The organism is Pseudoxanthomonas kalamensis DSM 18571, assembly GCF_010211745.1.
Taxonomy (GTDB): Bacteria; Pseudomonadota; Gammaproteobacteria; order Xanthomonadales; family Xanthomonadaceae; genus Pseudoxanthomonas_A; species Pseudoxanthomonas_A kalamensis.
The window spans coordinates 179,190-203,033 of sequence record NZ_PDWQ01000005.1; the positions used below are offsets into that span (position 1 = coordinate 179,190).

At 67.1% G+C, this 23,844-nt stretch carries 26 protein-coding genes, 1 pseudogene and 1 riboswitch; of the genes and pseudogenes, 17 read left to right on the top strand and 10 right to left on the bottom strand.

Going from position 1 to position 23,844, the window contains the following annotated elements:
• Positions 1-4: 4 nt before the first annotated feature.
• A complete protein-coding gene (locus tag CSC70_RS11315) occupies positions 5-484 on the top strand; it encodes a putative signal transducing protein (RefSeq protein WP_162456729.1) in 480 nt (159 codons plus the stop codon).
• A 218-nt stretch (positions 485-702) separates the two neighbouring features.
• Here CSC70_RS11315 and CSC70_RS11320 read toward each other — a convergent pair whose 3' ends face one another.
• Positions 703-1,323: an EF-hand domain-containing protein gene (locus tag CSC70_RS11320; RefSeq protein WP_162456730.1), complete on the bottom strand. Its 621-nt coding sequence runs from the start codon at positions 1,321-1,323 to the stop codon at positions 703-705.
• Positions 1,324-1,539: 216 nt separating this feature from the next.
• On the opposite strand from CSC70_RS11320, the gene CSC70_RS11325 reads away from it, so the two are divergent.
• Positions 1,540-2,310: an arginyltransferase gene (locus CSC70_RS11325; RefSeq protein ID WP_425501581.1), complete on the top strand. Its 771-nt coding sequence runs from the start codon at positions 1,540-1,542 to the stop codon at positions 2,308-2,310.
• Entirely contained in the window at positions 2,261-3,577 is a 1,317-nt protein-coding gene (locus CSC70_RS11330; protein ID WP_425501577.1) for an endonuclease/exonuclease/phosphatase family protein, read from the top strand. Before CSC70_RS11325 ends, CSC70_RS11330 begins: the two co-directional genes overlap by 50 nt.
• A 12-nt stretch (positions 3,578-3,589) precedes the next feature.
• Here the strand turns inward: CSC70_RS11330 and CSC70_RS11335 are convergent, their stop codons facing one another.
• Both CSC70_RS11335 and purT read right to left on the bottom strand, forming a co-directional pair.
• Positions 3,590-3,862, bottom strand: coding sequence for a hypothetical protein (locus tag CSC70_RS11335; RefSeq protein WP_162456732.1), 273 nt, complete (start codon positions 3,860-3,862; stop codon positions 3,590-3,592).
• A gap of 34 nt (positions 3,863-3,896) precedes the next feature.
• Positions 3,897-5,096 carry a formate-dependent phosphoribosylglycinamide formyltransferase gene (purT, locus tag CSC70_RS11340; protein WP_162456733.1) on the bottom strand — a complete coding sequence of 400 codons (1,200 nt, stop codon included), beginning with the start codon at positions 5,094-5,096 and terminating at the stop codon, positions 3,897-3,899.
• A gap of 118 nt (positions 5,097-5,214) precedes the next feature.
• Here purT and CSC70_RS11345 point away from each other — a divergent pair, with 118 nt between their 5' ends.
• Genes CSC70_RS11345 through CSC70_RS11370 form a run of 7 tightly spaced genes read left to right on the top strand, consistent with a single transcriptional unit; the run spans position 5,215 to position 9,351 of the window.
• Positions 5,215-6,096, top strand: a complete 882-nt coding sequence (locus tag CSC70_RS11345) for an SPFH domain-containing protein (protein ID WP_162456734.1) — start codon at positions 5,215-5,217, stop codon at positions 6,094-6,096.
• A 54-nt stretch (positions 6,097-6,150) separates the two neighbouring features.
• Positions 6,151-6,324, top strand: coding sequence for a type II toxin-antitoxin system antitoxin (locus CSC70_RS11350; protein ID WP_162456735.1), 174 nt, complete (start codon positions 6,151-6,153; stop codon positions 6,322-6,324).
• Between the two features lie 10 nt (positions 6,325-6,334).
• Positions 6,335-6,514, top strand: coding sequence for a DUF4177 domain-containing protein (locus CSC70_RS11355; RefSeq protein WP_162456736.1), 180 nt, complete (start codon positions 6,335-6,337; stop codon positions 6,512-6,514).
• A 37-nt stretch (positions 6,515-6,551) separates the two neighbouring features.
• Positions 6,552-6,677, top strand: a complete 126-nt coding sequence (locus CSC70_RS14825; protein WP_281349613.1) for a hypothetical protein — start codon at positions 6,552-6,554, stop codon at positions 6,675-6,677.
• Positions 6,678-6,680: 3 nt separating this feature from the next.
• Positions 6,681-7,988 (top strand): alpha/beta hydrolase, encoded by a 1,308-nt coding sequence (locus tag CSC70_RS11360; protein WP_246189411.1) that lies wholly within the window; start codon positions 6,681-6,683, stop codon positions 7,986-7,988.
• Position 7,989: 1 nt separating this feature from the next.
• Positions 7,990-8,538 carry a PH domain-containing protein gene (locus tag CSC70_RS11365; protein WP_162456737.1) on the top strand — a complete coding sequence of 183 codons (549 nt, stop codon included), beginning with the start codon at positions 7,990-7,992 and terminating at the stop codon, positions 8,536-8,538.
• Positions 8,539-8,547: 9 nt separating this feature from the next.
• The gene (locus tag CSC70_RS11370) at positions 8,548-9,351 is read left to right on the top strand and encodes a M15 family metallopeptidase (RefSeq protein WP_162456738.1); all 804 of its coding nucleotides are present in this window, start codon (positions 8,548-8,550) and stop codon (positions 9,349-9,351) included.
• Positions 9,352-9,407: 56 nt separating this feature from the next.
• Here CSC70_RS11370 and CSC70_RS11375 read toward each other — a convergent pair whose 3' ends face one another.
• The 6 genes and pseudogenes from CSC70_RS11375 to CSC70_RS11405 form a co-directional block, all read right to left on the bottom strand.
• On the bottom strand, positions 9,408-10,082 hold the full coding sequence (locus CSC70_RS11375; protein WP_162456739.1) for a DNA-3-methyladenine glycosylase family protein: 675 nt from the start codon (positions 10,080-10,082) through the stop codon (positions 9,408-9,410).
• A gap of 8 nt (positions 10,083-10,090) precedes the next feature.
• Positions 10,091-10,459 (bottom strand): DUF423 domain-containing protein, encoded by a 369-nt coding sequence (locus CSC70_RS11380; RefSeq protein ID WP_162456740.1) that lies wholly within the window; start codon positions 10,457-10,459, stop codon positions 10,091-10,093.
• 127 nt (positions 10,460-10,586) lie between these two features.
• Entirely contained in the window at positions 10,587-11,717 is a 1,131-nt protein-coding gene (locus CSC70_RS11385; protein ID WP_162456741.1) for a polyketide cyclase, read from the bottom strand.
• A gap of 316 nt (positions 11,718-12,033) precedes the next feature.
• A pseudogene (locus tag CSC70_RS14740) lies at positions 12,034-12,102 on the bottom strand (DNA-binding response regulator); the annotation flags it as partial.
• Positions 12,103-12,185: 83 nt separating this feature from the next.
• Entirely contained in the window at positions 12,186-12,827 is a 642-nt protein-coding gene (locus CSC70_RS11400) for a response regulator (RefSeq protein ID WP_162456744.1), read from the bottom strand.
• Complete coding sequence (locus CSC70_RS11405) at positions 12,824-14,044, bottom strand: sensor histidine kinase (protein ID WP_162456745.1); 1,221 nt, start codon at positions 14,042-14,044, stop codon at positions 12,824-12,826. The genes CSC70_RS11400 and CSC70_RS11405 overlap by 4 nt, the downstream gene beginning before the upstream one ends.
• A gap of 130 nt (positions 14,045-14,174) precedes the next feature.
• Between CSC70_RS11405 and CSC70_RS11410 the strand changes: the two genes are divergently transcribed.
• From CSC70_RS11410 to CSC70_RS11435, 6 genes are all read left to right on the top strand, one after another.
• Positions 14,175-14,771 (top strand): GNAT family N-acetyltransferase, encoded by a 597-nt coding sequence (locus tag CSC70_RS11410; RefSeq protein ID WP_162456746.1) that lies wholly within the window; start codon positions 14,175-14,177, stop codon positions 14,769-14,771.
• Positions 14,768-15,529 carry a septum site-determining protein MinC gene (gene minC / locus CSC70_RS11415; RefSeq protein WP_162456747.1) on the top strand — a complete coding sequence of 254 codons (762 nt, stop codon included), beginning with the start codon at positions 14,768-14,770 and terminating at the stop codon, positions 15,527-15,529. The genes CSC70_RS11410 and minC overlap by 4 nt, the downstream gene beginning before the upstream one ends.
• 45 nt (positions 15,530-15,574) lie before the next feature.
• Positions 15,575-16,384, top strand: coding sequence for a septum site-determining protein MinD (gene minD, locus CSC70_RS11420; protein ID WP_162456748.1), 810 nt, complete (start codon positions 15,575-15,577; stop codon positions 16,382-16,384).
• Between the two features lie 2 nt (positions 16,385-16,386).
• The gene (gene minE / locus CSC70_RS11425; RefSeq protein WP_162456749.1) at positions 16,387-16,641 is read left to right on the top strand and encodes a cell division topological specificity factor MinE; all 255 of its coding nucleotides are present in this window, start codon (positions 16,387-16,389) and stop codon (positions 16,639-16,641) included.
• Positions 16,642-16,686: 45 nt separating this feature from the next.
• A complete protein-coding gene (locus tag CSC70_RS11430; RefSeq protein ID WP_162456750.1) occupies positions 16,687-17,184 on the top strand; it encodes a hypothetical protein in 498 nt (165 codons plus the stop codon).
• Between the two features lie 96 nt (positions 17,185-17,280).
• A complete protein-coding gene (locus tag CSC70_RS11435; RefSeq protein ID WP_162456751.1) occupies positions 17,281-19,245 on the top strand; it encodes a M2 family metallopeptidase in 1,965 nt (654 codons plus the stop codon).
• Between the two features lie 45 nt (positions 19,246-19,290).
• Here CSC70_RS11435 and CSC70_RS11440 read toward each other — a convergent pair whose 3' ends face one another.
• Positions 19,291-20,520, bottom strand: coding sequence for a multidrug effflux MFS transporter (locus CSC70_RS11440; RefSeq protein WP_162456752.1), 1,230 nt, complete (start codon positions 20,518-20,520; stop codon positions 19,291-19,293).
• Positions 20,521-20,724: 204 nt separating this feature from the next.
• Positions 20,725-20,840: riboswitch (glycine riboswitch) on the top strand.
• A gap of 74 nt (positions 20,841-20,914) precedes the next feature.
• Between CSC70_RS11440 and gcvP the strand changes: the two genes are divergently transcribed.
• Positions 20,915-23,806, top strand: coding sequence for an aminomethyl-transferring glycine dehydrogenase (gene gcvP / locus CSC70_RS11445; protein ID WP_162456753.1), 2,892 nt, complete (start codon positions 20,915-20,917; stop codon positions 23,804-23,806).
• The last annotated feature ends 38 nt before the right edge of the window (positions 23,807-23,844 follow it).

The window sequence follows — 23,844 nt, forward strand, 5'->3', positions numbered from 1 at the left end:
AGCCATGCGTCAGGTATTCACCAGCCAGCGACTGGAAACCGTGGAAGGCGTCGGCAAGCTGCTGACCGACGCCGGCATCGAGATCTACATCCACAACGGCCGCTCCTATCGCGGCGGTCGCGGCGGGCAGTTCAGCTACAGCGAACCGCTGCCGGCGCACCAGCAGCCTTCGTTGTGGGTCCGTCACGCCGACGACCAGCCGCGCGCCCGTGGAATCCTGCGCGCCGCCGGCCTGCTCGACAGCACACGACGCGACCAGGCCGTGGGTCTGCAGTTCCGCAGCGAGCTGGATGCGCCGAAGCCCGGCCGCTGGGCCTGGCGGCTGCGGCTGTTGCTGCTGGCCGCCATCGCCGGGCTGGCTATGCTGATGTGGTTGCGCCACCGTACAGCCATGACGCCCGCACCCACGCAGGAGCCGCCGACGCAGTCCTCGCCGGCCGCGAACGACGAGAACCGGGTCCGCATCCGGCCCGCCAGTGGCTGAGGTCCGGTCAAATCCGTCGTTCTTTCGGGTCACGCTGCCGCGGCTACGACTACGTGATGGGCCGCAAGGCGGTCGCGCTGAGCACGGTCTTCGCCTTGAGCATGATCGTGTTCGCAATGTATCGGCAAGGATATTTCTGAGGTCGGACCCGGCTTCCGGCCGAAACGAAAAGCCCGCGACCAGGCGCGGGCTTTTCGCTTTCTGCAACGTTTATGTCGTCAATTCTTCGGCGGTGGCATGTCGTCGCCCGGAGGCGGCATCTGCCCGCCCCGCGGACCGGCACCACGCTTGCCGCCCATCGGATGCGCCGGCTTTGCCGCGTCGAACTCGGCACGGCTCAGCTTGCCGTCCTTGTCGGTATCGGCCTTGGCGAACCATTCGTCGCGATGCTGCTTCATCCGCAATTCGCGGTCAGCCTTGTCGATGTAGCCATCCTTGTTGACGTCCATCCTGTCGAAGTGCTCGGCCACCGGATTTTTCGCCGCTGCCGCTTCGGCCTTGCTGACACGGCCATCATTGTCGGTATCCAGACGAGCGAAGCCGCCGCCCGAACCGTGGCCGCCGGAACCCATCCGGCCCTTGCGATCGCCACGCTGCGGCCTGGGCATCTCGTCGCGGGACAGCTTGCCATCCTTGTTCTTGTCCATCTCGTCGAACTTCTCCGCCAGGCGCGGGAACTTCGCCGCCTCGCTGCGTTCAATGACGCCGTCGCCATTGGCGTCGACCTTGGCGCGCGGCGGCGGCGATGTGTCGTCCGCGGTCTGGGCAATGGCGAATGCGCTGCCGCCCACGGTCAGGGCCGTCAGCACGGCCAGTGCGATCAGATTCTTGCGGGTCATGGCACTACCTCGATTCATGTGGCGCGAATTCGCCACTGTCCCTGTCAACGCGCGGGAATCGGCCCGGTTGACCCTGTCCCCGCCGGATTCAGCTGGCGGACAGTCGCGGCCGCCGTCGCCCGCGCAGTATCCTGATCGCATGAAGCGCCGTTTCTCCCCTACCACTGCCGTCGCATGCGCCGTCGCTACGGAGCGGTGGCGGGAGCACGGCGCGGGATGCCGCCGATGATGTCCCGCGACCCGTCCGCCAACGCCGACGAACTGCGCCTGTTCCACACTGGCGACCATCCCTGCGGCTACTGGCCCGAGCGCACCGCGCGCGACCTGGTGCTGGACCCGCGCAACCCGCGCCTGCTGTCGTTCTATCCCAATGCCCTGCTGTGGGGGTTCCGCCGTTCCGGCGACCTGGTTTACCGCCCGCATTGCGAACACTGCAACGCCTGCACCGCGGTGCGCATCCCGGTGCTGGATTTCCAGCCGAACCGCAGCCAGCGCCGCTGTCTGGCGCGCAGTCCGCAGATCGAAGCGCGGGTAGTTGCGGCCGAGCGCAACGACGAGCACCTGGCGCTATACCAGCGCTACCTGCGCCATCGTCATCTACAGGGTGGCATGGACGATCACGGCGCCGCCGAATTCGACCAGTTCCTGATCGGCAGCTGGTCGGAAGGCCGCTTCCTGGAGCTGCGCGATCGCAGCGCCGAAGGCCATGGCCGGCTGGTCGCGGTGGCGGTGACCGACGTGGTGCCCGGCGCATTGTCGGCGGTGTACACCTTCTACGATCCGGACTATGCCGACATTAGTCCCGGCACCTTGGCCATCCTCAAGCAACTGGAATGGGCGCGGCGCGAGCTGCGCAGCTATCTGTACCTGGGCTACTGGATCGACGGTCATCGCAAGATGGACTACAAGCGGCATTTCCAGCCGCTGGAATACTTCGATGGCCGCGGCTGGAAGCGTCGCGACACCGCCGTGGACGATGACGCATGACCGCGGCGCGCGTCACCCACGCGCCATGCGCACATGGCATCATCGGGACATGATCCGTCTGCGATTCCTGCTCGCCTGCCTGTTGCTGCCAGCCCTGCTGCTGGCCTGCGCGGCGAAGCCGGCGGCGACCGACAACCCGCCCGCCATGCACGGGGAAACGATGCGCATCGCCACCTACAATGTTTCGCTGTTCGACAACGATGCCGGCGGACTGATCGCGCGGCTGAAGCTGGGCAGCCGCGATGCGCGCCGGATCGCCGCGGTGCTGCAACGGGTACGGCCGGACATCGTGCTGCTCAACGAATTCGACTACGACGCCGAAGGCCGCGCCGCCAATCTGTTCCAGCGCGACTACCTGGAGCAGGCGCAGGACGGCGGTGGCGAGCCGCTGCATTACCCGTACCGCTATCTGGCACCGGTCAATACCGGCGTGCCCAGCGGACTGGACCTGGACGGCAACGGCCAGGTCGGCGGCGAAGGCCGCGAGCGCGGCAACGACGCCTGGGGTTACGGCCTGCATCCCGGCCAGTACGGCATGCTGCTGCTGTCGCGCTATCCGATCGACACCCAGACCGTGCGCAGCTTCCAACGCCTGAAGTGGAGCGCGATGCTAGGCGCGGCGCGTCCGCGCATGCCCGACGGCACCGCATTCCATGACGACGCCGTGTGGGCGCAGTTGCGGCTGTCCTCGAAGTCGCACTGGGACGTGCCGGTGGACACGCCGCTGGGCCGACTGCACGTGCTGGCCTCGCACCCGACCCCGCCGGTGTTCGACGGCCCGGAAGACCGCAACGGCGCGCGCAATGCCGACGAGATCCGGCTGTGGCGCGAATACCTCTCGTCCGGCGACACGCCGTGGCTGTGCGACGACGACGGCCGCTGCGGCGGACTGGCCGACAGCGAGCGCTTCGTGATCCTCGGCGATCTCAACAACGATCCTGCCGATGGCGATGGCCGCCACGACGCCATCGTCGAACTGCTTGAACATCCGCGCGTGCTGCGCTACGTGCCCCCGCGCAGCGAAGGCGCGGCCGAGGTCGGGCTCCGCTATGCCGAACAGGGGATAAGCCGCCGCGGCAATCCGGCGCAGGCCACCGGCGACTTCGGCCCGAAGACGGGCACCCTGCGGCTGGACTACTTGCTGCCGTCGGTCGGCTTCATCCCGCGCGGCAGCGGCGTGTTCTGGCCCGCCGCCGGCACGCCGGAAGCGGCGATCGCCGGCGCCAGCGACCATCATCTGGTCTGGGTCGATATCGAACGACCCTGAAGCTGGTCGGCGTCAGCGCGGGCCGAAGCCGAATTCGCCTTCGTTCTGCGCCGACACGATCATCCGGATCATGCTGGTCGGCACCATCAGTTCGACCTGCACCTCCTGCCCGTCCGCATTGCGGCCGACCAGGTTCATCTCGGTGAAGGCGCCGCCAGTATCGATCTCTCGGCAGAACACGTGCGGACCGTTCGGTTGATCGGTCAGGTAGGGCTTGATCGCCTCGCCCAGCATTTCCAGCGCCTGCGGAAACAAATACACGGCAAAGCCGCCATGTCCATTCATCGAATCGCTCCTTCGTTCATTGCCGACGGATGCCTCATTCCAGACGGATGCCAATCGCCGCAGCCGCCTCGCGCGCCCGCGCCCGCGCCCGCTCGACATCGTCACCGCGCGCCAGCGTCACCCCGACCCGCCGCTGCCCGTCCACCCGCGGCTTGCCGAACAACCGCAGCGCGGTGGTCGGCGCGGCCAGCGCGAGCTCGACATGCTCGAACGCCGGCACGCCGTGCCCCTGCGCCAGCATCGCGCACGAGGCCGACGGCCCCTTCAGACCGATCCGGCCCTCGGCATCCGCGTCCACCGGCAGGCCGAGGATCGCGCGTGAGTGCAACGCGAATTCCGACAGTTCCTGCGACACCAGGGTCACCAGCCCGGTGTCGTGCGGGCGTGGCGACACTTCGCTGAACCAGACGTCATCGCCCTTGACGAACAACTCGACGCCGAACAGGCCCCAGCCACCGAGGTCATCGGTGATCGCGCGGGCAATAGCCTTCGCGCGTTGCAGCGCCAGCGTCGACATCGGCTGCGGCTGCCAGCTTTCGCGGTAGTCACCGTCCTTCTGCCAATGGCCGACCGGGTCGCAGAACGCGGTGCCACCGGCGTGACGCACGGTCAGCAGGGTGATCTCGTAATCGAAATCGATGAAACCCTCGACGATGCAACGCCCGGCGCCAGCGCGACCGCCGGTCTGCGCGTAATCCCAGGCCGCATCGACGTCCGCCGCGTCGCGGACGGTGCTCTGGCCCTTGCCGGAGGACGACATCACCGGCTTGACCACGCAGGGCAGGCCGACCGCCGCCACCGCAGCGCGGTATTCCTCGGCCGTATCGACAAAGCGGTACGGCGAGGTCGGCAGGCCCAAGGTCTCGGCGGCCAGCCGGCGGATGCCTTCGCGGTCCATCGTCAGCCGCGCGGCGCGCGCGGTCGGGACCACGCGCTGTCCGTGCTCGCGTTCCAGCGCGACCAGGGTTTCGGTATGGATGGCCTCGATCTCGGGCACCACCAGGTGCGGTTTTTCCTTTTCTATCAATGCCTTGAGCGCGATTGGATCCAGCATGTCCAGCACATGGCTGCGATGCGCAACCTGCATCGCCGGCGCATCGGCATAACGGTCGGCGGCAATCACCTCGACCCCGAACCGCTGCAGCTCGATCGCGACCTCCTTGCCCAGTTCGCCCGATCCCAGCAGCAGGACACGGGTGGCGGACGCGGACAGCGGGGTACCGAGCGAAGTCATGGAGGCAGTCGGGAAGTGGAAAGGCCGGCAGTGTAGCGGCCCATGGCGCCAGCCGACGAACGGTCGACAAATTTGATATCAATTTGATATCTTAATTTCACGAACCCGGAGAACCACCATGAAAGAGAATTCAATCCGCTCCCTGCCCGGCATTCCGTTCCTGCTCGGCGTCCTCGTCGTCGGCATACTGGCCGTCTGGCTGTTCATCCACGGCATCGGCCCGAAAAACGGCTCAGGTCCCGATTCGCCGCTGCTGATGCTGGGCGCGGTCGTGCTGGCCATCCTTGCCTTCCTCAGCCTGATCGGCCTGTACAGTGTGCAACCCAACCAGGCCGCGGTGCTGAGCCTGTTCGGCAAGTACATCGGCACGGTCAAGGAAAACGGCCTGCGCTGGAACAACCCCTTCTACGGCAAGAAGAAGGTCAGCCTGCGCGTGCGCAACTTCGAGTCCGGCAAGCTGAAGGTCAACGAGCTGGACGGCAGCCCGATCGAGATCGCCGCGGTCATCGTCTGGCGCGTGGTCGATTCGGCCGAGGCGGTGTTCAACGTCGACGACTACGAGGGCTTCGTCCACATCCAGTCCGAATCGGCGCTGCGGGCGATGGCCACCAGCTATCCCTACGACCAGCACGAGGAAGGCCAGGTCGCGCTGCGCAGCCACGCCGACGAGATCAGCCAGCACCTGAAGGAACAGCTGGACGCGCGCCTGACCACCGCCGGCGTGGACGTGCTGGAAGCGCGCATCAGCCACCTGGCCTACGCGCCGGAAATCGCCCAGGCCATGCTGCAGCGCCAGCAGGCCAACGCCATCATCGCCGCGCGCACCCGGATCGTCGCCGGCGCGGTCGGCATGGTCGACATGGCCCTGGCCGAGCTGCAGAAGAACGGCGTGGTCCAGCTGGACGAGGAGCGCAAGGCCGCGATGGTCAGCAACCTGCTGGTCGTGCTGTGCGGCGAGCGCGCCACCCAGCCGATCGTCAACGCCGGCACCCTGTATTGATCCGGCACCTGCGGGGGCGGCGTCTGCCGCTCCCGCAAGGATGAAGAACCCGCAATGAGCAACGAAAAGAAAGCCTATCCGCTGCGCATCAACGCCGAGGTCCTGGCCGCGGCGCAACGCTGGGCCGACGACGAATTGCGCAGCCTAAACGCACAGATCGAATACGTGTTGCGCGACGCACTGCGCAAGGCCGGCCGGCTGGCGCCGCCGGAAAAGCCGCACAAATAAAGGAGACGTCATGAGCACACGCTGGAACTATCTGACCGTGAAGGTCAAACCCGGGCTGATGGGCGGTTTCGACCCCGAAGCCATCCAGTCGGAGCTGGTCAAGCACGGCAACCAAGGCTGGGAGCTGGTCAACATGATCGCTCCAACCCACGGAGTTTCCGCCCTGCTGATCTTCAAGCGCCCGGTCTGAGGCATTCCCTCCATCGTTGCCGAACAGGAGCATCGCCATGCTGCACATCGTCAAGTTGATCGACCGTCGTTTCCCCACCCGCCGCAATGCCATCGTGCTGGCGTTGCTGTCCGCCTCGCTGCTGGCGCTGGCCGCCGGCATCCTGCTGCAACAGGCGGGCTGAGCCATGTCCAGGCTACCCGCCCTGTTGCTCACCGCGCTGATGTTCGTCCTGCTGGCTCCGCTCACCGCACGGGCCGACACCGCCGAATCGGTGGCCATGCAGTTGCTGGATCATCTCGACGCCGGCGAGTACGCCGCCGCCGAGGCCATGTTTACCCCGGAGATGGCCGCGGCCGTGCCCGCCGACAAGCTGGGCGCGCTGTGGGAATCGCTGCCAGCCCAGGTCGGCGCCGCCCGCGGTCGCGGCCCGGCCACGGTCGCCGCCCATGAACAGACCCAACTGGTGACCGTGCCGTTGCACTATGCCAATGCCGTCCTGCTGGCGCAGGTCGCGGTCGAGGCCGACGGCAGGATCTCCGGCTTTTTCATCCGCCCGGCGCCGCCGCCGGCTGCCGCGGCGGTGGACACCGATGCCGGTTTCGGTGAACGCGATTTCGCCGTCGTCACCGATCGCGGCGAGTTGCCGGGCACGCTGGCGATGCCGAAGGGCGCCGGCCCCTTCCCCGCCGTGGTGCTGGTGCACGGCTCCGGGCCGCAGGACCGCGACGAAACCATCGGCGCCAACCGGCCGTTCCTCGACATCGCCCGCGGCCTGGCCGCGCAGGGGATCGCGGTGCTGCGCTACGAGAAGCGGACCAAGGTGCGGCCGCAGGATTTCGCCGAGGGCGACTACACGATGGACGAGGAAACCACCGACGACGCGGTGGCGGCCATCGCCACGCTGGCGTCCGCGCCCGATGTCGATCCGGCGCGGCTGTTCGTACTCGGACACAGCCAGGGCGGCATGCTGGCGCCGCGGATTGCCGTCCGCTCCGGCAAGGTCGCCGGGCTGATCCTGCTGGCCGCGCCCGCACGCTCGCTGCTCGACCTGCTGCCGGAACAGAATCGCTACCTGTTCGGTCTGGACGGCCAGGTTTCCGCCGAGGAAACCGCCTTCCTCGACCGGCTCGACGCGCAGATCGCAGCCGTCCGCGACGATGGCGAAGTCGCCGCCGCCGATTCCCCACTGGGCCTGCCGGCCGGCTATTGGCGCGCCTTCGAACGCGTCGATCCGGTCGCCGACGCCAAGGCGCTGCAACTGCCGCTGTTGCTGTTGCAGGGCGGGCGCGACTTCCAGGTCGTCGATGCCGACTGGCAGCGCTGGCAGGCCGCCTTCGGCAAGGATCCCCGCGTCACCCTGCGCCACTACCCGGCGTTGAACCATCTGGGCATCGCCGGGCAAGGCCCCGGTTCGCTGGCCGAATACCAGCAGGCCGGCCATGTCGATCCGCAACTGATCGACGATGCCGCCGCATGGATCAAGACGCACTGACATGGGCGAGAAGCAGGAATTCGCCGTCGTCCCGCCATCGCCGGCGCTGTACTGGGTGTTCGCGGCGATCTGGCTGGCGCTGACGGCCGTGGTCCTGTTGCGCACCGACGCCAGCGCCTGGCACGCGGACCCGCTGCCGTGGTGGCTGGTGCCTCCGTTCGCCTGCGCGCTGGTGGTGATCGGCCCGGTGATCCTGCTGCTGCGCCGGCACATTTCCATCGAGAACGAAACACTGGTCGTGGGCGCCGGCCTCAACACCCGCAAACAGCCGATCGCCGACTTGGTGCTGGAACAGGCGCGCATCCTCGACCTGGACGAGCACGTCGAGCTCAAGCCCATGCTGAAACTGTTCGGCGCCGGCCTGCCGGGCTACCGGACCGGGCACTACCTGCTGCGCAACCGCAGCCGCGCCTTCTGCCTGCTCACCGATCGCAGCCGGGTGCTGGTCCTGCCGCAACGCGACGGCAAGTACCTGCTGCTCAGCGCGGAAAAACCGCGCGAACTGCTCGACCGGCTGCGCGATCTGGCATCGCCTGCCGCACGCGGCTAAGCTGCGCCGATGCGCGGCAGCCCCCGGATCCTGATCAACACTCCCGAAATCGAACTGTGGCCGGCATCGCTGCTGCGCGCCTGCAGCAACGCCGATGCGCGCCTGCTGGCCGGCGCTTCCAATGTATTGCGCCGCAAGCGCGACGGCCGCTATCTGGCGGCCCTGCTGCCGAGCGGCGCGATGCCGTTGCAGCCGCGATGGCTGCACGAACCGGGGATCGGAGCCGCGCTCGACGCGGCCGAGGCCATGGGCGATGCCTGCTTTGCGTTCACCGCCGATCCGGAGCCGCTGCCGCTGCACCACCTGCACGAACGGTTGCGGCGCCTCGACATCGACGCCGACGCCTATGCCGAACGTACCGGCCTGGCGCTGGTCGCCGAGCCGGCATGGCTGGCCTTCGCCGGCTTCGACCGCTACCGGCGCCCGTTGTGGCTGCATCCGCGCGCCGCGCGCGCCTGGGAACGTCTGTGCCGCTCGGCACGTGCCGACGGCATCTCCCTTGAGGCGATCTCCGGCTACCGTAGCCACGACTACCAACTGGGCATCTTCGAACGCAAACTCGCGCGCGGGCAGACCCTGCCGCAGATCCTGCAGGTCAACGCCGCGCCCGGTTTCAGCGAACACCACAGCGGCCTGGCGCTGGACATCAGCAGTCCGGGCGAACCGCCGGCCGAGGAGTCGTTCGAACACACCCCCGCCTTCGCCTGGCTCGGCGCGCACGCCGCCGGGCACGGTTTCGCGATGAGCTATCCGCGCGACAATCCGCACGGCATCGTCTACGAACCGTGGCACTGGCGCTATCACCCGGACTGATCTGGCAGGACGACGGCAGGCTCCGACGAAACACGCGCCGCGTGTTCCTTGAAGAATCAGTCCTGCGAGCGGTTGGTCGCGGCCTTGGCCTCGCTGGCGAAATCGGCGATGCGCCACAGGTACAGGCTGGCATAGGTCCGGTACGGGCCCCACTTCTCGCCGCGCGCCAGCAGTTCCTTCGGCGTCGGCATCGCGTCGCGCTTGTCCACCAGCTGCGCGCCCTTGCGCACGCCAAGGTCGTCGACCGGCAGCACGTCCGGGCGCCCGAGCCGGAACATCAGCATCATTTCCACCGTCCAGCGGCCGATGCCGCGGATCGGGATCAGCGCGGCCACGATCTCGTCCTCGTGCATCCGCGACATCTGCCGCAGGTCGGGTACTTCGCCGCGCGCCTCGCGCAGGGCCAGATCGCGCAGGGCCAGGGTCTTGTTGCCGGAGACACCGCAGGCGCGCAGGCCTGGGTCGTCGATCCGCGACAGCGTGTCGGCATGCAGGCGCCGGCTGCCGATGGCAGCTTCGACCCGGCCGACGATGGTGCCGGCCGCCTTGCCGCTAAGCTGCTGGAACAGGATCGCGCGGGCCAGCGCATCGACCGGGTCGAACGAACGTCGCCAGCGCGGCTCCGGCTCGATATGGCCGATCTTGCACATCCAAGTGCCCAGCTTGCGGTCGCGGCGACTCAGGTGGTCGTAGGCGGCTTCGGTATCGAATCCGCGCGGATGACGGGGCATATCAGGGACTACCTGCGCAAGGCATCGACGGCCCACAGCAGCCAGCCCAGCATCAGGCAGATGCCACCGACCGGGGCCAGTCGGGTGCCGATCTGGAAAAACGCATTGAACGCCAGGCTGCCGGAAAACAGCAGGGTGCCCAACAACAGTAACAGCAGGCCGCCGCGCCCCATCCGTCGCGTGGTGCCCGAGGCCAGCGCCGCCAGCGCGATGCCGTGACCGAACGCGAACAGCGCGGCCGATTGCAGGTGCGAGCGCGCCAGTTCGGCGAACGCACCGTGCGCGGCGTAGGCGGACAGGCCGACGGCGATGCTGGCCAGCAGACCTCCGGCGAACACCAATGCCGATGGCTTGCGCTGGCGACGGTCATGGAACATGGTCAGGACTCCCTCGGACAAGGCGCTCCGGCCAGGACGGCGGAATTCCTGTTCCGCATGCGCGACGCGCCGCAAGATGCGGCGCGTCGGCGTGTTTCAGGTTGCGGCGTGCGCAGGCTGCACGGGCTTACTGCTTGACCGCCCAGAACACCTCGAACTCGCCATCGGCAGTGAACGAGCCATCGACACCGCTCTTCCACGACTCGAACGGGCGGTCGGTGACCTCGTAGCCGTTGGTCAGCGCCCAGGCGCGCAGCGAGTTGCGCACCACGTCCAGTTCGGCCATGTAGCCGGTGTACTTGGCATGCGCGGACGGATGCGCGGCGATGTGGACGTATTCCACCGGCGTGCCCTTCAGGTCCAGCTTGAGCGGCTCCGAGCTGCCGGCGACGCCGAGGCCGCCTTCAGGCTGCGCGGCGCCCTTCTTGCGCACCGGCTGGGCCACGTCGAAGGCATAGCGCTCGACGCCGAAATCGGTGGTGACGATGCGCAGCGGACCGGCGGCTTCCAGACCATTGGCCTCCATCGCGCGCTTGATCCATTCCTGGTTCGATTTGATCGAGGCCTTGATCGCTTCGTTGTTGCGCTCGATGTTGCCGGCGTTGACGAACAGCATGTCGATGTCCGGCAGGTTGACGATCTTCAGCTCGACCAGCCTGCTGCCCTCGATGCGGTAATCGAAGTTGGGCACCGTGGCCAGCAGCGTGGTCAGCCTGGACAGGCTGGACTTCATCACGTCGCCGATGTTGCGGCTGACGTACATGCCCATGTAGCGCCCGATCAGGTCGAAACCATAGCTGACGTCGTAAGCCTGGGTGATCTTGACGTTGCGGTTGTTCTTGCCGGTCGGCTCGAGGGTGAAAGTGGTGTGCTTGTTCTTGCCCTTGCTGCCGTCCTCGATGGCATAGACCACCTTGCCCGGATCGCCGGCGATCTGCGGCGCCTCGCTCTCGGTGATGGTCCAGCTGCCCTTGTGCCAGTTCTTGTAGCTGTTGGAAGCGAAATCGACCCGCGCCCCGACCCCGGAATTGGACTCGTCACCGCCGGAGTAGTTCAGCTCGGCCGGATTGCGCGGCAGCATCTGGTTCCAGTCCTTCAGGCGACGGACGTTGTTCACCGTGTCGTACACAATCGTCATCTTGCGATTGCTTTCCACGCTTTCCACCAGGTGGCGCTTGGAGGGCAATACCAGCCCCACCAGCAGGAACAACACGAGCACCAGTGCCAACGCAATCAGGATCTCAAGCAAGCGAGTCATTCAACAAGTCTCCGGCGGGTCCTGGCCGTCTGAACGACGGCACAAGTCCCAATCGTAGCAGGCTTGGCAGGCCGTGGTCAGCCTCTCCGAATCCGGTGAACGGAATTCTTACATCTGCGCCCGAAGCCTCTCATTTGTAACTTTCACGGCTGGGTGGACCTGTATCAGACCAGCTGCAACTCGAAGGCCATCAGCACCGCCCGGGTTCGATCGCGCACCCCGAGCCTGGACAGGGCAAGCGGCCGTCGCCTGCGAGCCATCGGCTCGCGCGGCCGCGAGCGCCCGGCGCGCTGCGCCGGGCCGGACATCTTGCCGGTCAGACCAATTGCAATTCGAATGCCTTCAGCACCGCCCGGGTACGGTCGCGTACGCCGAGCTTGGACAGGGCAAGCAGCCGTCGCCTGCGAGCCATCGGCTCGCGCGGCCGCGAGCGCCCGGCGCGCTGCGCCGGGCCGGACATCCTGCCGGTCAGACCAATTGCAATTCGAATGCCTTCAGCACCGCCCGGGTACGGTCGCGCACCCCGAGCTTGGACAGGATGTTGGAGACGTGGTTCTTGATGGTGCCTTCGGCCACGCCCAGCGAATTGGCGATTTCCTTGTTGGAAAAGCCGCTGGCCATCAATCGCAGAATCTCGGTTTCGCGATCGGTCAGCGGGTCGGGCCGGTCCAGGCTGGTGAAGTCGTTGCGCATGTTCTCCAGCCCCGACAGCAGGCGCTGGGTCACCGCCGGCTGCACCAGCGATCCGCCCTCGGCCACCGTGCGGATCGCACCGACCAGTTGCTCCAGCGATACATCCTTCAGCAGATACCCCTTGGCGCCGGCCTTCAGTCCGGCCAGCACCAGCTGGTCATCGTCGAAGGTGGTCAGGATGATGCTGGGCGGCAACTGCTGACTGCGGGCCAGCATCTGCAACGCCTCCAGTCCGGACATCACCGGCATCCGCATGTCCATCAGCACCACGTCCGGACGCAGCTGCGGGATCAGTTCCACCGCCTGCTTGCCGTCAGCGGCCTCGGCCACCACCTCGATGCCGTCGTCCAGCGCCAGCAGGGAGCGGATGCCCTGGCGCACCAGGGTCTGGTCGTCGACCAGGCACACTCGGATCATTCCACACCTCCACTGATCGGTTCCGCATGGGTGTCGGCCACCGGCTGCAGGGCGTCCTCGGCCGGGATCCGCAGGGTCAGCCGGAAGCCTCCGCCGGCGCGCGTGGCGATCGTCATGTCGCCACCGTACTGGTTCAGGCGCTCACGCAGGCCGCGCAGGCCGTTGCCGGACGTGACCTGCTCGGCCCCGCGTCCGTCGTCGCGGGCCCGGACGACAATATGCCCGTCCTCGCGCCGGCACTCCAGCCACAGGTTGCGCGCGCCGGAATGGCGAACCGCATTGGTGATGATTTCCTGTGTGCAGCGCAATAGGACATGGGCACGCTGGGGGTCGTTCAGGGTCAGCGTGTCCTCGATATCCATATGGATGTCCAGCCCGGGTACCCCCTCGGCCAGCGGCAGCAGTGCGGCCGCCAGGCTCATGGCGCCGTCCTCGCGCAGCTGGCTGACGGCCTCGCGCACGTCGGTCAGCAGCAGCCGAGCCAGAGTGTGGGCCTGGCGGACATGCTCCTGGGCCCGCCCCTCGGTGATGTGGCTGGCCACTTCCAGATTCAGACTCAGGGCGGTCAGATGATGTCCCAGCAGGTCATGCAGTTCGCGGGAGATGCGCGTGCGCTCGTTGGCCCGGGCGCTTTCGGCCAGCAGCACCCGGGTCGCGCGCAGTTCGGCGTTCAACCGCCGCTGCTCCTCGCGCGCAGCCGCCTGCTGCCGGGCCACATAGGTCGTGACCAGCACGAACACGGCGAAACCGACGTAGAACGAGGCCTGGAACACCGCCTCCCAGAAGTTGAAGATGCCCAGTGCCATGAACGAAGGCACCAGGAACACGTGCGCCAGCACCAGCCAGACCACCGCATTGCGCAGGCTCAGCAGCCACGGCAGCACCCCGGCCACGATCAGCATCAGCAGCGCGCCCAGGCCGGTCTTGGTGAACAGCCCCACCGCCACCGCCGCCGCAGTCAGCAGCAGCAGCAGGATGATGTCCGCCGGCGCGGTGCGGACCACACGCGGCGCCCCCAGCGAGCGCGTGGCCAGCCAGTAGCTCAGGCCGAAGACCAGATAGGACACCACCGCCATCGGCACGTTGATGCCGTCCTCGTCGACCCCGCTGGACGGGGGCAGGAACCAGGCATTGCCGATGATCGGGATCCCCACCAGGGCCCAGGTGTACAGGCCGGCGGCACGCAACAGGCGGGTATGGCTCAGGCGGGACCACATGCCGGCATCTTACGGGTCCCGCCGAGCTCCGGCCCCGGACCGGAAGTCATGCCCGCCCCCGCCCCGGCCGCCCATGCGATAATCTGCCGTTGCACCGCGTAGCGGTTGGTTTTCCCCCCGGAGTCAAGGAATGTCGATCCTCATCCGCGACGTGCGCGAGCACGAGCTGGATTCCGTACTGGCCCTCAACAACAACGCCGGCTCGGCCATCCTGCCGCTGGATCAGGTCCGCGCGCGCCGGTTCTACGAGCAGGCCGAATATTTCCGCGTCGCCGAGCGCGACGGCAACCTGGCCGGGTTCCTGGCCGGGTTCGGCGCGTCCGCGGACCACGACAGCAGCAACTTTGCCTGGTTCCGCCAGCAGTACCCGGATTTCTTCTACATCGACCGCATCGTGGTCGCCAGCCGCCGTCGCGGCGGCGGCGTCGGTCGCGCCCTGTACGCCGACGTGCAGAGCTATGCCGAGCTCCGCTATCCGCAGCTGTGCTGCGAAGTGTTCCTGGACCATGGCGCCGACGCCGCCCTGCTGTTCCACGGCAGCTTCGGCTTCCGCGAAGTCGGCCAGCACGTCATGCCGGAAGTCGACGTCCGCGCCTGCATGCTGACCAAGGAACTGTGCAGCTATCCCTGGGTTCGCGACACCTACGGCGACGCCCTGCCCGACCTGCCCTGGACCCGTGCCCGCATGGCCGATATCGCGCAGGCCGCGAGGGCGAACCCGGCATGAGTGCGACGGTCACGACCCGCTACGAGCAGGCCGGCGAGCTGAAGATCGGCCAGGTCGGCATCGCCAACCTGCGGGTGCGCACGATGGACGTGGCGCAGCTGGTGCAGGAGATGCGCGAACGCGTGCAGCGCGCGCCCAAGCTGTTTGGTCGCGCCGCGGTCATCGTCGATTTCGGCGGACTGGCCCAGGTCCCCGACTTCAACGCCGCCACCCAGCTGCTGGACGGACTGCACGAAGCCGGCGTCATCCCGGTAGCGCTGGCCTACGGCACGCCCGAGATCGACCGTCTGGCCGAACAGCTGAACCTGCCGCTGCTGGCCAAGTTCCGCGCCCAGTACGAGCGCAGCGAACCCGCGCCGCCACCGCCGCCCGCCGAGCCGCCGCCCGCACCCAAGGCGGCGCCGAAAGCAGCCCTGCCGGCCGCCACCCAGCCGGGTCTGGTGCAGAAGACCCCGGTGCGCTCCGGCCAGCAGCTGTACGCGGAAAACCGCGACCTGACCGTACTCAGCGCCGTCGGCGCCGGCGCCGAAGTGATCGCCGACGGCTCCATCCACATCTACGGCAGCCTGCGCGGTCGCGCCCTGGCCGGCGCGCGCGGCAACGAAGAGGCGCGGATCTTCTGCCGCGAGTTTCACGCCGAATTGGTCGCCATTGCCGGACACTACAAGGTACTGGACGACTTGCCGAAGGACGTGGTGGGCAAGCCGGTGCAGATATGGCTGGAAGGCGAACAACTCAGGGTCGAGATCAGCGATTGAACCGATCGTCCGCAAAATCGACCGAATCATCCAAGGAGAACAGCATTGACTGAAATCATCGTCGTAACGTCCGGCAAGGGTGGCGTCGGCAAGACCACCTCCAGCGCCAGCATCGCCTGCGGGCTCGCGCGTCGCGGCAAGAAGGTCGCGGTCATCGACTTCGACGTCGGCCTGCGCAACCTCGACCTGATCATGGGCTGCGAGCGCCGCGTGGTCTACGATTTCGTCAACGTCACCCAGGGCGAGGCCACGCTGAAACAGGCCCTGATCAAGGACAAGCGTTTCGACACGCTGTACATCCTGGCCGCCTCGCAGACCCGCGACAAGGACGCGCTGACCAAGGAAGGCGTCGAGAAGGTGCTGAAGGACCTCGCCGCGGACGACTTCGACTACATCGTCTGCGACTCGCCGGCCGGCATCGAGAAGGGCGCCTACCTGGCCATGTACTTCGCCGACCAGGCGGTGGTGGTGGTCAACCCCGAAGTCTCCAGCGTGCGCGACTCCGACCGCATCCTCGGCCTGCTCGACTCCAAGACCCGCAAGGCCGAGGAAGGCAAGACGCTGAAGGCCAACCTGCTGCTGACCCGCTACAGCCCGGCGCGGGTGGAAACCGGCGAGATGCTCAGCATCAAGGACGTGGAGGAAGTGCTGGGACTGAAGACGGTGGGCGTGATCCCCGAATCCGGCGACGTGCTCAACGCTTCCAACAAGGGCGAGCCGGTCATCCTGGATCTGGAATCCAATGCCGGCCAGGCCTACGACGACACCGTCGCCCGCCTGCTCGGCGAGGACCGCCCGATGCGCTTCATCACGCTGGAGAAGAAGGGCTTCTTCAACAAGCTGTTCGGGGGTTGAGCATGGGACTTTTCGATTTCCTGAAAGCCAAGAAGAACACCGCCGAAACCGCCAAGAACCGCCTGCAGATCATCATCGCGCAGGAGCGTACTTCGCGCGGCGCCCCGGACTACCTGCCGCTGCTGCGCCGCGAACTGCTCGAAGTGATCAAGAAGTATGTCAACGTCGATGCCGAAGCAGTCAAGGTCGATGTCATCAAGGACGGCGACAACGACGTGCTGGACATCTCGGTGGCGCTGCCCGAAGCCAACGGCTGAGTCGCGACGCGGGCGCAACCGCGCCGCGCAACCACCTCATCCGGCATGAATCCGGCGACTGATCTCGACGCCTCGTCCGCGCAGGCCTGCGTGCTGTGCGTGCGCGACGTGCCGTTAGCGGCGCTGCACGCCCTGCTGACCCGCTTCGGCCTGCGCCTGCATCGCATCGACGACGGCGCCGCCATTCCCGGCAGTTACTGGGGCGAGCCGGAAGCCGGGGTCATCGCCAGCGACGTCTACGCGCGCGACGACACCCCCGTGCATTCGCTGCTGCACGAGGCCTGCCACCTGATCGTGCTGTCGCCGGAGCGGCGCGCGCGCGTGCACACCGACGCCACCGATTCGGACATCGAGGAAGACGCCACCTGCTGCCTGCAGGTGATCCTGTCCGACGACATCCCCGGCGTCGGCCGCCAGCGGCTGATGGCCGACATGGACGCCTGGGGCTATTCGTTCCGGCTCGGCTCGACCCGTGCCTGGTTCGAGCACGATGCCGAAGACGCGCGCGAATTCCTCCGCCAACGCGGCCTTGCCCACCGCTGAGCCGCGCCCGCCCGCCGCCGCTGCGGCGCGGCTTGCGTGCCGCTGCGGCACGCACTAGCCTGCGGTTCCCGCTTCGCATACCGCCCGGAACCGCCCATGAAATCGCGTCGCCTCCTGCTTGCGCTGGCCGTCAGCGCCTCCCTGATCGCCCTGTCCGCCTGCAAGAAGGAGCCCGCCGGCACCGGCACGGCCACGCCCGAACCGCCGAAGGGGGAAACGGCCGACGAGTTCATCGTCCGCGTCAACGACGAACTGCGCGCCATGTATCCCGAGCTGACCTCGGCGCAATGGCTGTCCAATACCTACATCAACGACGACAGCCAGCTGCTCGCCTCCAAGGCCAACGAACGCTACCTGAGCCAGCTCAACGACTGGATCGAGCAGGCACGCAAGTTCGAAGGCCAGCCGATGTCGCAAGAAACCGCCCGCGCCATCCACCTGCTCAAGCTGATGACCGCAATGCCCGCGCCGAAGGACCCGGCCAAGCTGAGCGAACTGGCGCAGATCGCCACCCGCATGGAAGGCATGTACGGCGCCGGCAGCTACTGCACCGGCGAAGGCGATGGGAAGCACTGCCGTGACATCGGTCAACTGTCCGAAGTGCTGGCCAAGAGCCGCGACTACGACAAGCAGCTCGACGCCTGGCGGGGCTGGCACACCATTTCGGTGCCGATGCGCGCCGACTACACCCGCTTCGTCGAACTGGTCAACGAGGGCGCCAAGGACCTCGGCTACGCCGACGCCGGCGAGATGTGGCGCAGCGGCTACGACATGAGCCCGGCCGAGATCGCTGCCGAAACGGACCGCCTCTGGGGCCAGGTCAAGCCGCTGTACGAACAGCTGCACTGCTACACCCGCAACAAGCTGGTCGCGCAATACGGCGCCCGCGGCCAGGTCGAAGGCGGCTTGCTGCCGGCGCACCTGATGGGCAACCTGTGGCAGCAGGACTGGGGCAACCTGTGGGACATCCTGGAGCCGTTCAAGAACGCCGGCAGCCTGGACATCACCGGCGCACTGGAAAAGCAGTACCAGCAGAACTACAGCCGCGAACTGGCCAAGGCCGGTCCGGGGCCGACCACCGACGCCATCTTCCAGGCCGAGCGCGCCGCGCAACTCGACACCGCCAAGCAGATGACCGAGCGCGCGCAGGATTTCTACACCAGCCTGGACATGCCCAAACTGCCCGGCAGCTACTGGAACAAGACCCAGTTCATCAAGCCGCTGGATCGCGACGTGGTCTGCCACGCCAGCGCCTGGGACATGAACATGGCCGGCGACGTGCGCACCAAGATGTGCATCAAGCCCAACGAGGAAGAGTTCACCACCATCTACCACGAACTCGGCCACGTCTATTACTACCTGGCCTACAACAAGCTGCCGCCGCTGTTCCAGGGCGGCGCCCACGACGGCTTCCACGAGGCCATCGGCGACACCATCGTGCTGGCGATGACGCCGGAATACCTGAAGTCGGTCGGCCTGATCGACGGTCAGGAGCAAAGCCAGCAGGCGCTGATCAACGCGCAGATGCGCATGGCTCTGGCCAAGGTCTCGTTCCTGCCGTTCGGGCTGATGATCGACCGCTGGCGCTGGGGCGTGTTCGACGGCAGCATCAAGCCCGCGGACTACAACAAGGCGTGGTGGGAGCTGAAGGCGAAGTACCAGGGCGTGGCGCCGGCCAGCCCGCGCGGCGAGGAGTTCTTCGATCCGGGCGCCAAGTACCATGTGCCCGGCAACACGCCGTACACGCGCTACTTCCTCTCGCACGTGCTGCAATTCCAGTTCTACAAGAGCCTGTGCGATGCCTCGGGCTACAAGGGGCCGCTGTACGACTGCACTTTCTATGGCAACAAGGCCGCCGGTCAGAAGTTCTGGGCCATGCTGGAAAAAGGCGGCAGCCAGCCCTGGCAGGCCACGCTGAAGGAAATGACCGGCAGCGAGCAGATGGACGCCAGCGCCGTGCTGGAATACTTCTCGCCGCTGCAGCAATGGCTGAAAGAGCAGAACGAAGGCCAGACCTGCGGCTGGCAGGAGCCGGACTCCGCCGAAGCGACTGCAAAGTAACAGGATTTTCCCGCATCGGCCGCCGGCTTCATGCCGGCGGCGATGTCATTCGGAAGCGGTCATGTCGGACGTCGCTGCCGGTTTCGACAGCCGCATCTCCCAGCGCCAGAACGTCCAGCCCAGCAGCATCAGCACCGTCGCCCCCAGCGTCAGATGGACGATGTCGTCGCTGAGCAGCGGCGACAGCACGCCGGCAATCAGCGCGTTCAGCGCCAGCCCGGTGAAGGCTTGCATCGACGAGGCCGAGCCGCGCTGATGCGGGTACATGTCGAGGATTTCCAGCGTCACGATCGGAAACACCAGGGCGATGCCGAACGCGTTCAGCGTCATCGGCAGTACCGCCCACGGCACTTTCGGCGCCTCCGCCAACACGCTGTAGCCGAGATTGCAGGCCACCGCCACCGCACAGCAGAGGAAACCGATATTGGCCAGCTGCACCCGTGAAATGCGCCCGGCCGTGCGCGCCGACACGAAGGAGCCAGCCATCATCCCGCTGATCATCGGGATGAAGAACCAGCCGAACTGACGCTCGCCCAGGCCGAGGATGTCGACCACGAAGGCCGGCGCGGAAGCGATGAACAGGAACAAGGCGCCGAAGTTGAACGCCGCGGCGGCCGCCAGGCGCTGGAAGCGCGGACTGAAGAAGATCGAGCTGTAGTCCCACAGCAGCATCTTCGGCCGCAGCGAGATGCGCGAAGCCTTCGGATGCGTTTCCGGCAGCCACGCCCAGGTGGCCAGCAGCAGGAATACGCTGAACACGACCAGGAACCAGAAGATCAGCGTCCAGCGCCCCCAGCCCAGCAGCCAGCCGCCGACCACCGGCGCCAGCGCCGGGGCGACGCCGAAGATCATCGTCACCTGGCTCATCATGCGCTGCGCGGCGTCGCCCTGCAGCACGTCGCGGATCACCGCGCGGCCGACGATCATGCCCACCCCGGCCGACAACCCCTGCAAGGCGCGGAAAATCAACAACGTCGACAGGTCGCCCGCCAGCGCGCAACCCACCGAGGCCAACACGAACACGACCAGCCCGGCCAGGATGATCCGCCGGCGGCCGAGCGCATCGGACAGCGGGCCGTGCACCAGGCTCATCAGCGCAAACGACAGCAGATAGATCGATACCGTCTGCTGCATCGCCAGCTTGTCGGCGCCGAGATCGGCGGCGATCGCGGGAAACGCCGGGAAGATGGTGTCGATGGAAAATGGGCCGAACATCGCCAGCCCGGCCAGCAACACGGTCAGGCGCGGGATGGATACGGCGGGGGCGGACTTCATCGCGATGGCCGCCGTGGACGGCGGCGGAGGCTGGGGAGGGCCGGTCATGGTAGCTGCTTTCCTGCCATCGCCGCAGTCGCGCAACCGCAGCCGCGGCCGGCTATAATCGATCCGCAGCATCTGGTGGGAGAAGCGTCGGGCCTCGGCCTGCCGCTGCCGAAGGCGCAACCGCCCGTAATCGCTCAGGCCCGATACCACCACGGCTACAGACACTCTGGAGAGACCGGAACCGCCTCGGCGGCACCCGGCGCCGAAGGGGCACGAAGCACGGACCACGTCCGCGCCTCCAAACTCTCAGGCAAAAGGACAGAGGGGCACACTGCCGGTCTTCAGGACCGTCCCGGTTGCGGGACGCCTCCTGCCCGGCATCGCCCCCTTCCGGATGCCCGCCGCCATGCCCAACACCCCCTCGCTGCGCGAACTCGAACACCGCGACGCCTTCGCCGAACGCCACATCGGCCCCAACGATGCCGAAATCGCCACCATGCTGGGCGAGATCGGCCACGACTCGCTCGACGCCATGACCGCGGCCATCGTGCCTGCCAGCATCGCCGGCAGCGGCCGGCTCGAGCTGCCCGGCGGCATGACCGAAGAGGACGCGCTGGCGAAGATCCGCGGCATCGCGGCGAAGAACAAGGTCTTCCGCAGCTTCATCGGCCAGGGCTACTACGGCACCCGCACGCCCAACGTCATCCTGCGCAACATCCTGGAGAACCCGGCCTGGTACACCGCCTACACGCCGTACCAGGCGGAAATCTCGCAGGGCCGCATGGAAGCGCTGATCAACTTCCAGCAGATGTGCGCCGATCTGACCGGGATGGACATCGCCAATGCCTCGCTGCTGGACGAAGCCACCGCCGCCGCCGAGGCGATGACCCTAGCCCGGCGCTCGTCGAAGTCGAAATCGAATACCTTCGTGGTCTCCGGCGACACCCATCCGCAAACGCTGGAAGTGCTGCGGACCCGCGCAGAACCGCTGGGACTGACGGTGACGACCGTCGATTCGCCCGAGGCATTCCATGCCGCGCTGGCCGGCGGCGACTTCTTCGGCCTGCTGGTGCAATACCCGGCCTCCAGCGGCTGGTTGGCAGACTGGGGCGCCCACGCCGATGCCGTGCATGCGGCCGGCGCGCTGTACGTGTTCGCCACCGACCTGCTGGCGCTGACCTTGTTGAAGCCGCCGGGCGAGATGGGCGCCGACATCGTGATCGGAAACTCGCAACGCTTCGGCGTGCCGTTCGGATTCGGCGGCCCGCACGCGGCGTTCATGGCTTGCCGTGATGCCTACAAGCGGCAGATGCCCGGACGCCTGATCGGCGTATCGGTCGATGCCGAAGGCAACCCCGCCTACCGGCTGACCCTGCAGACCCGTGAGCAGCACATCCGCCGAGAGAAGGCCACCAGCAACATCTGCACTGCGCAGGTGCTGCTGGCGGTGATGGCCTCGATGTACGCGGTCTACCACGGCCCCGAGGGCCTGACCCGGATCGCCTCCCGCGTGGCGCGGCTGACCGCGATCCTGGCCGCCGGCCTGCGCCAGCTCGGCCACGAAACCGTGCACGCCCGCGCCTTCGACACGCTGTGTATCGATGCAGGCGAACAGTCTGCCTCCCTGCTCGCCCGCGCCACCATGCTGGGCGCCAACCTGCGCGTGCGCAACAACGGTTCGATCTGCATTTCGCTGGACGAAACCACCACCCGCGCCGATATCGAATTGCTGTGGCGGATTTTCGCCGGTGATGAGGCGACGCTCCCGGACATCGACGCACTGGACGCCAGCGCACCGTCGCTGATTCCGGAAGAGCTGCGCCGCACTTCGCAATTCCTGACCCATCCGGTGTTCAACACCCATCACAGCGAGCACGAGATGCTGCGCTATCTGCGTGCGCTGGCCGACAAGGACCTGGCGATGGATCGCACGATGATCCCGCTGGGCTCGTGCACGATGAAACTCAACGCCACCGCCGAGATGCTGCCGATTACCTGGCCGGAGTTCGCCAACCTGCACCCGCTGGCGCCGGCCGGGCAGACCGCAGGCTACAAGGAACTGATCGACGGGCTGGAAGCGATGCTGGTGGAAATCACCGGCTACGACGCGGTCAGCTTCCAGCCCAATTCCGGTGCGCAGGGCGAATATGCCGGCCTGCTGGCGATCCGTGCTTACCACCGCGCACGCGGCGAAGACCATCGCAACATCTGCCTGATCCCCGAATCCGCGCACGGCACCAACCCGGCCAGCGCGCAGATGGCCGGGATGAAGGTGGTAGTGACCCGCTGCGACGCCAACGGCAACGTCGACGTGGCCGACATTCGCGCCAAAGCCGAACAGCATGCGTCCGACCTGGCCGCGCTGATGATCACCTACCCGTCCACCCACGGCGTGTTCGAAGAAGATATCGTCGAAATCTGCGACATCGTGCATGCCCACGGCGGGCAGGTGTACACCGACGGCGCCAACATGAACGCGCTGGTCGGCGTCGCCAAACCCGGCCAGTGGGGCTCGGACGTTTCGCACCTGAACCTGCACAAGACCTTCTGCATCCCGCACGGCGGTGGCGGTCCCGGCGTCGGCCCCTGCGCGGTCAAGGCGCACCTGGCGCCGTACCTGCCCAGGCATTTCGGCGGCGAAGGCGGCGGCATGGTGGCGGCCGCCACCCACGGCAGCGCCAGCATCCTGCCAATCAGCTGGATGTACATCGCGCTGATGGGCGCGTCCGGCCTGCGCAAGGCGACCCAGGTCGCCCTGCTCAACGCCAACTACATCGCCCACCGGCTGGCACCGCACTACAGGACGCTGTACACCGGCCGCAACGGCCTGGTCGCGCACGAATGCATCCTCGACCTGCGCCCGCTGGAAAAGACCACCGGCATCGGTGCCGAGGACGTGGCCAAGCGCCTGATCGATTTCGGCTTTCACGCGCCGACCCTGAGCTTCCCGGTCGCCGGCACGCTGATGGTGGAACCGACCGAAAGCGAATCGCTGCACGAACTGGACCGCTTCATCGACGCGATGATCCAGATCCGCGACGAGATCCGCGCGATCGAGGACGGCCGTCTGGACCGCGAAGACAATCCGCTGAAAAACGCCCCGCACACGGCCAATGTCGCCAGCGCCAGCGAATGGGCTCACGCCTATCCGCGCGAACTGGCGGTATTCCCGCTGCCTTCACTGAAGCGGCAGAAGTACTGGCCGCCGGTGGCGCGCGTGGACAACGTTCATGGCGACAAGAACGTGTTCTGCGCCTGCATCCCGGTGGACGCCTACCGGGAGGACGCCGAAGCCTGAACGATCGCGCGGACTTGGGCACAATGGCGGGAGACGAC

Bases quoted from the DNA above. Each gene is read 5' to 3' on its own strand.
- CSC70_RS11315 (WP_162456729.1), top strand. From the start codon at position 5: ATGCGTCAGGTATTCACCAGCCAGCGACTGGAAACCGTGGAAGGCGTC.
- CSC70_RS11320 (WP_162456730.1), bottom strand. From the start codon at position 1,323: ATGACCCGCAAGAATCTGATCGCACTGGCCGTGCTGACGGCCCTGACC.
- CSC70_RS11325 (WP_425501581.1), top strand. From the start codon at position 1,540: ATGCCGCCGATGATGTCCCGCGACCCGTCCGCCAACGCCGACGAACTG.
- CSC70_RS11330 (WP_425501577.1), top strand. From the start codon at position 2,261: ATGGCCGCGGCTGGAAGCGTCGCGACACCGCCGTGGACGATGACGCAT.
- CSC70_RS11335 (WP_162456732.1), bottom strand. From the start codon at position 3,862: ATGAATGGACATGGCGGCTTTGCCGTGTATTTGTTTCCGCAGGCGCTG.
- purT (WP_162456733.1), bottom strand. From the start codon at position 5,096: ATGACTTCGCTCGGTACCCCGCTGTCCGCGTCCGCCACCCGTGTCCTG.
- CSC70_RS11345 (WP_162456734.1), top strand. From the start codon at position 5,215: ATGAAAGAGAATTCAATCCGCTCCCTGCCCGGCATTCCGTTCCTGCTC.
- CSC70_RS11350 (WP_162456735.1), top strand. From the start codon at position 6,151: ATGAGCAACGAAAAGAAAGCCTATCCGCTGCGCATCAACGCCGAGGTC.
- CSC70_RS11355 (WP_162456736.1), top strand. From the start codon at position 6,335: ATGAGCACACGCTGGAACTATCTGACCGTGAAGGTCAAACCCGGGCTG.
- CSC70_RS14825 (WP_281349613.1), top strand. From the start codon at position 6,552: ATGCTGCACATCGTCAAGTTGATCGACCGTCGTTTCCCCACCCGCCGC.
- CSC70_RS11360 (WP_246189411.1), top strand. From the start codon at position 6,681: ATGTCCAGGCTACCCGCCCTGTTGCTCACCGCGCTGATGTTCGTCCTG.
- CSC70_RS11365 (WP_162456737.1), top strand. From the start codon at position 7,990: ATGGGCGAGAAGCAGGAATTCGCCGTCGTCCCGCCATCGCCGGCGCTG.
- CSC70_RS11370 (WP_162456738.1), top strand. From the start codon at position 8,548: ATGCGCGGCAGCCCCCGGATCCTGATCAACACTCCCGAAATCGAACTG.
- CSC70_RS11375 (WP_162456739.1), bottom strand. From the start codon at position 10,082: ATGCCCCGTCATCCGCGCGGATTCGATACCGAAGCCGCCTACGACCAC.
- CSC70_RS11380 (WP_162456740.1), bottom strand. From the start codon at position 10,459: ATGTTCCATGACCGTCGCCAGCGCAAGCCATCGGCATTGGTGTTCGCC.
- CSC70_RS11385 (WP_162456741.1), bottom strand. From the start codon at position 11,717: ATGACTCGCTTGCTTGAGATCCTGATTGCGTTGGCACTGGTGCTCGTG.
- CSC70_RS11400 (WP_162456744.1), bottom strand. From the start codon at position 12,827: ATGATCCGAGTGTGCCTGGTCGACGACCAGACCCTGGTGCGCCAGGGC.
- CSC70_RS11405 (WP_162456745.1), bottom strand. From the start codon at position 14,044: ATGTGGTCCCGCCTGAGCCATACCCGCCTGTTGCGTGCCGCCGGCCTG.
- CSC70_RS11410 (WP_162456746.1), top strand. From the start codon at position 14,175: ATGTCGATCCTCATCCGCGACGTGCGCGAGCACGAGCTGGATTCCGTA.
- minC (WP_162456747.1), top strand. From the start codon at position 14,768: ATGAGTGCGACGGTCACGACCCGCTACGAGCAGGCCGGCGAGCTGAAG.
- minE (WP_162456749.1), top strand. From the start codon at position 16,387: ATGGGACTTTTCGATTTCCTGAAAGCCAAGAAGAACACCGCCGAAACC.
- CSC70_RS11430 (WP_162456750.1), top strand. From the start codon at position 16,687: ATGAATCCGGCGACTGATCTCGACGCCTCGTCCGCGCAGGCCTGCGTG.
- CSC70_RS11435 (WP_162456751.1), top strand. From the start codon at position 17,281: ATGAAATCGCGTCGCCTCCTGCTTGCGCTGGCCGTCAGCGCCTCCCTG.
- CSC70_RS11440 (WP_162456752.1), bottom strand. From the start codon at position 20,520: ATGAAGTCCGCCCCCGCCGTATCCATCCCGCGCCTGACCGTGTTGCTG.
- gcvP (WP_162456753.1), top strand. From the start codon at position 20,915: ATGCCCAACACCCCCTCGCTGCGCGAACTCGAACACCGCGACGCCTTC.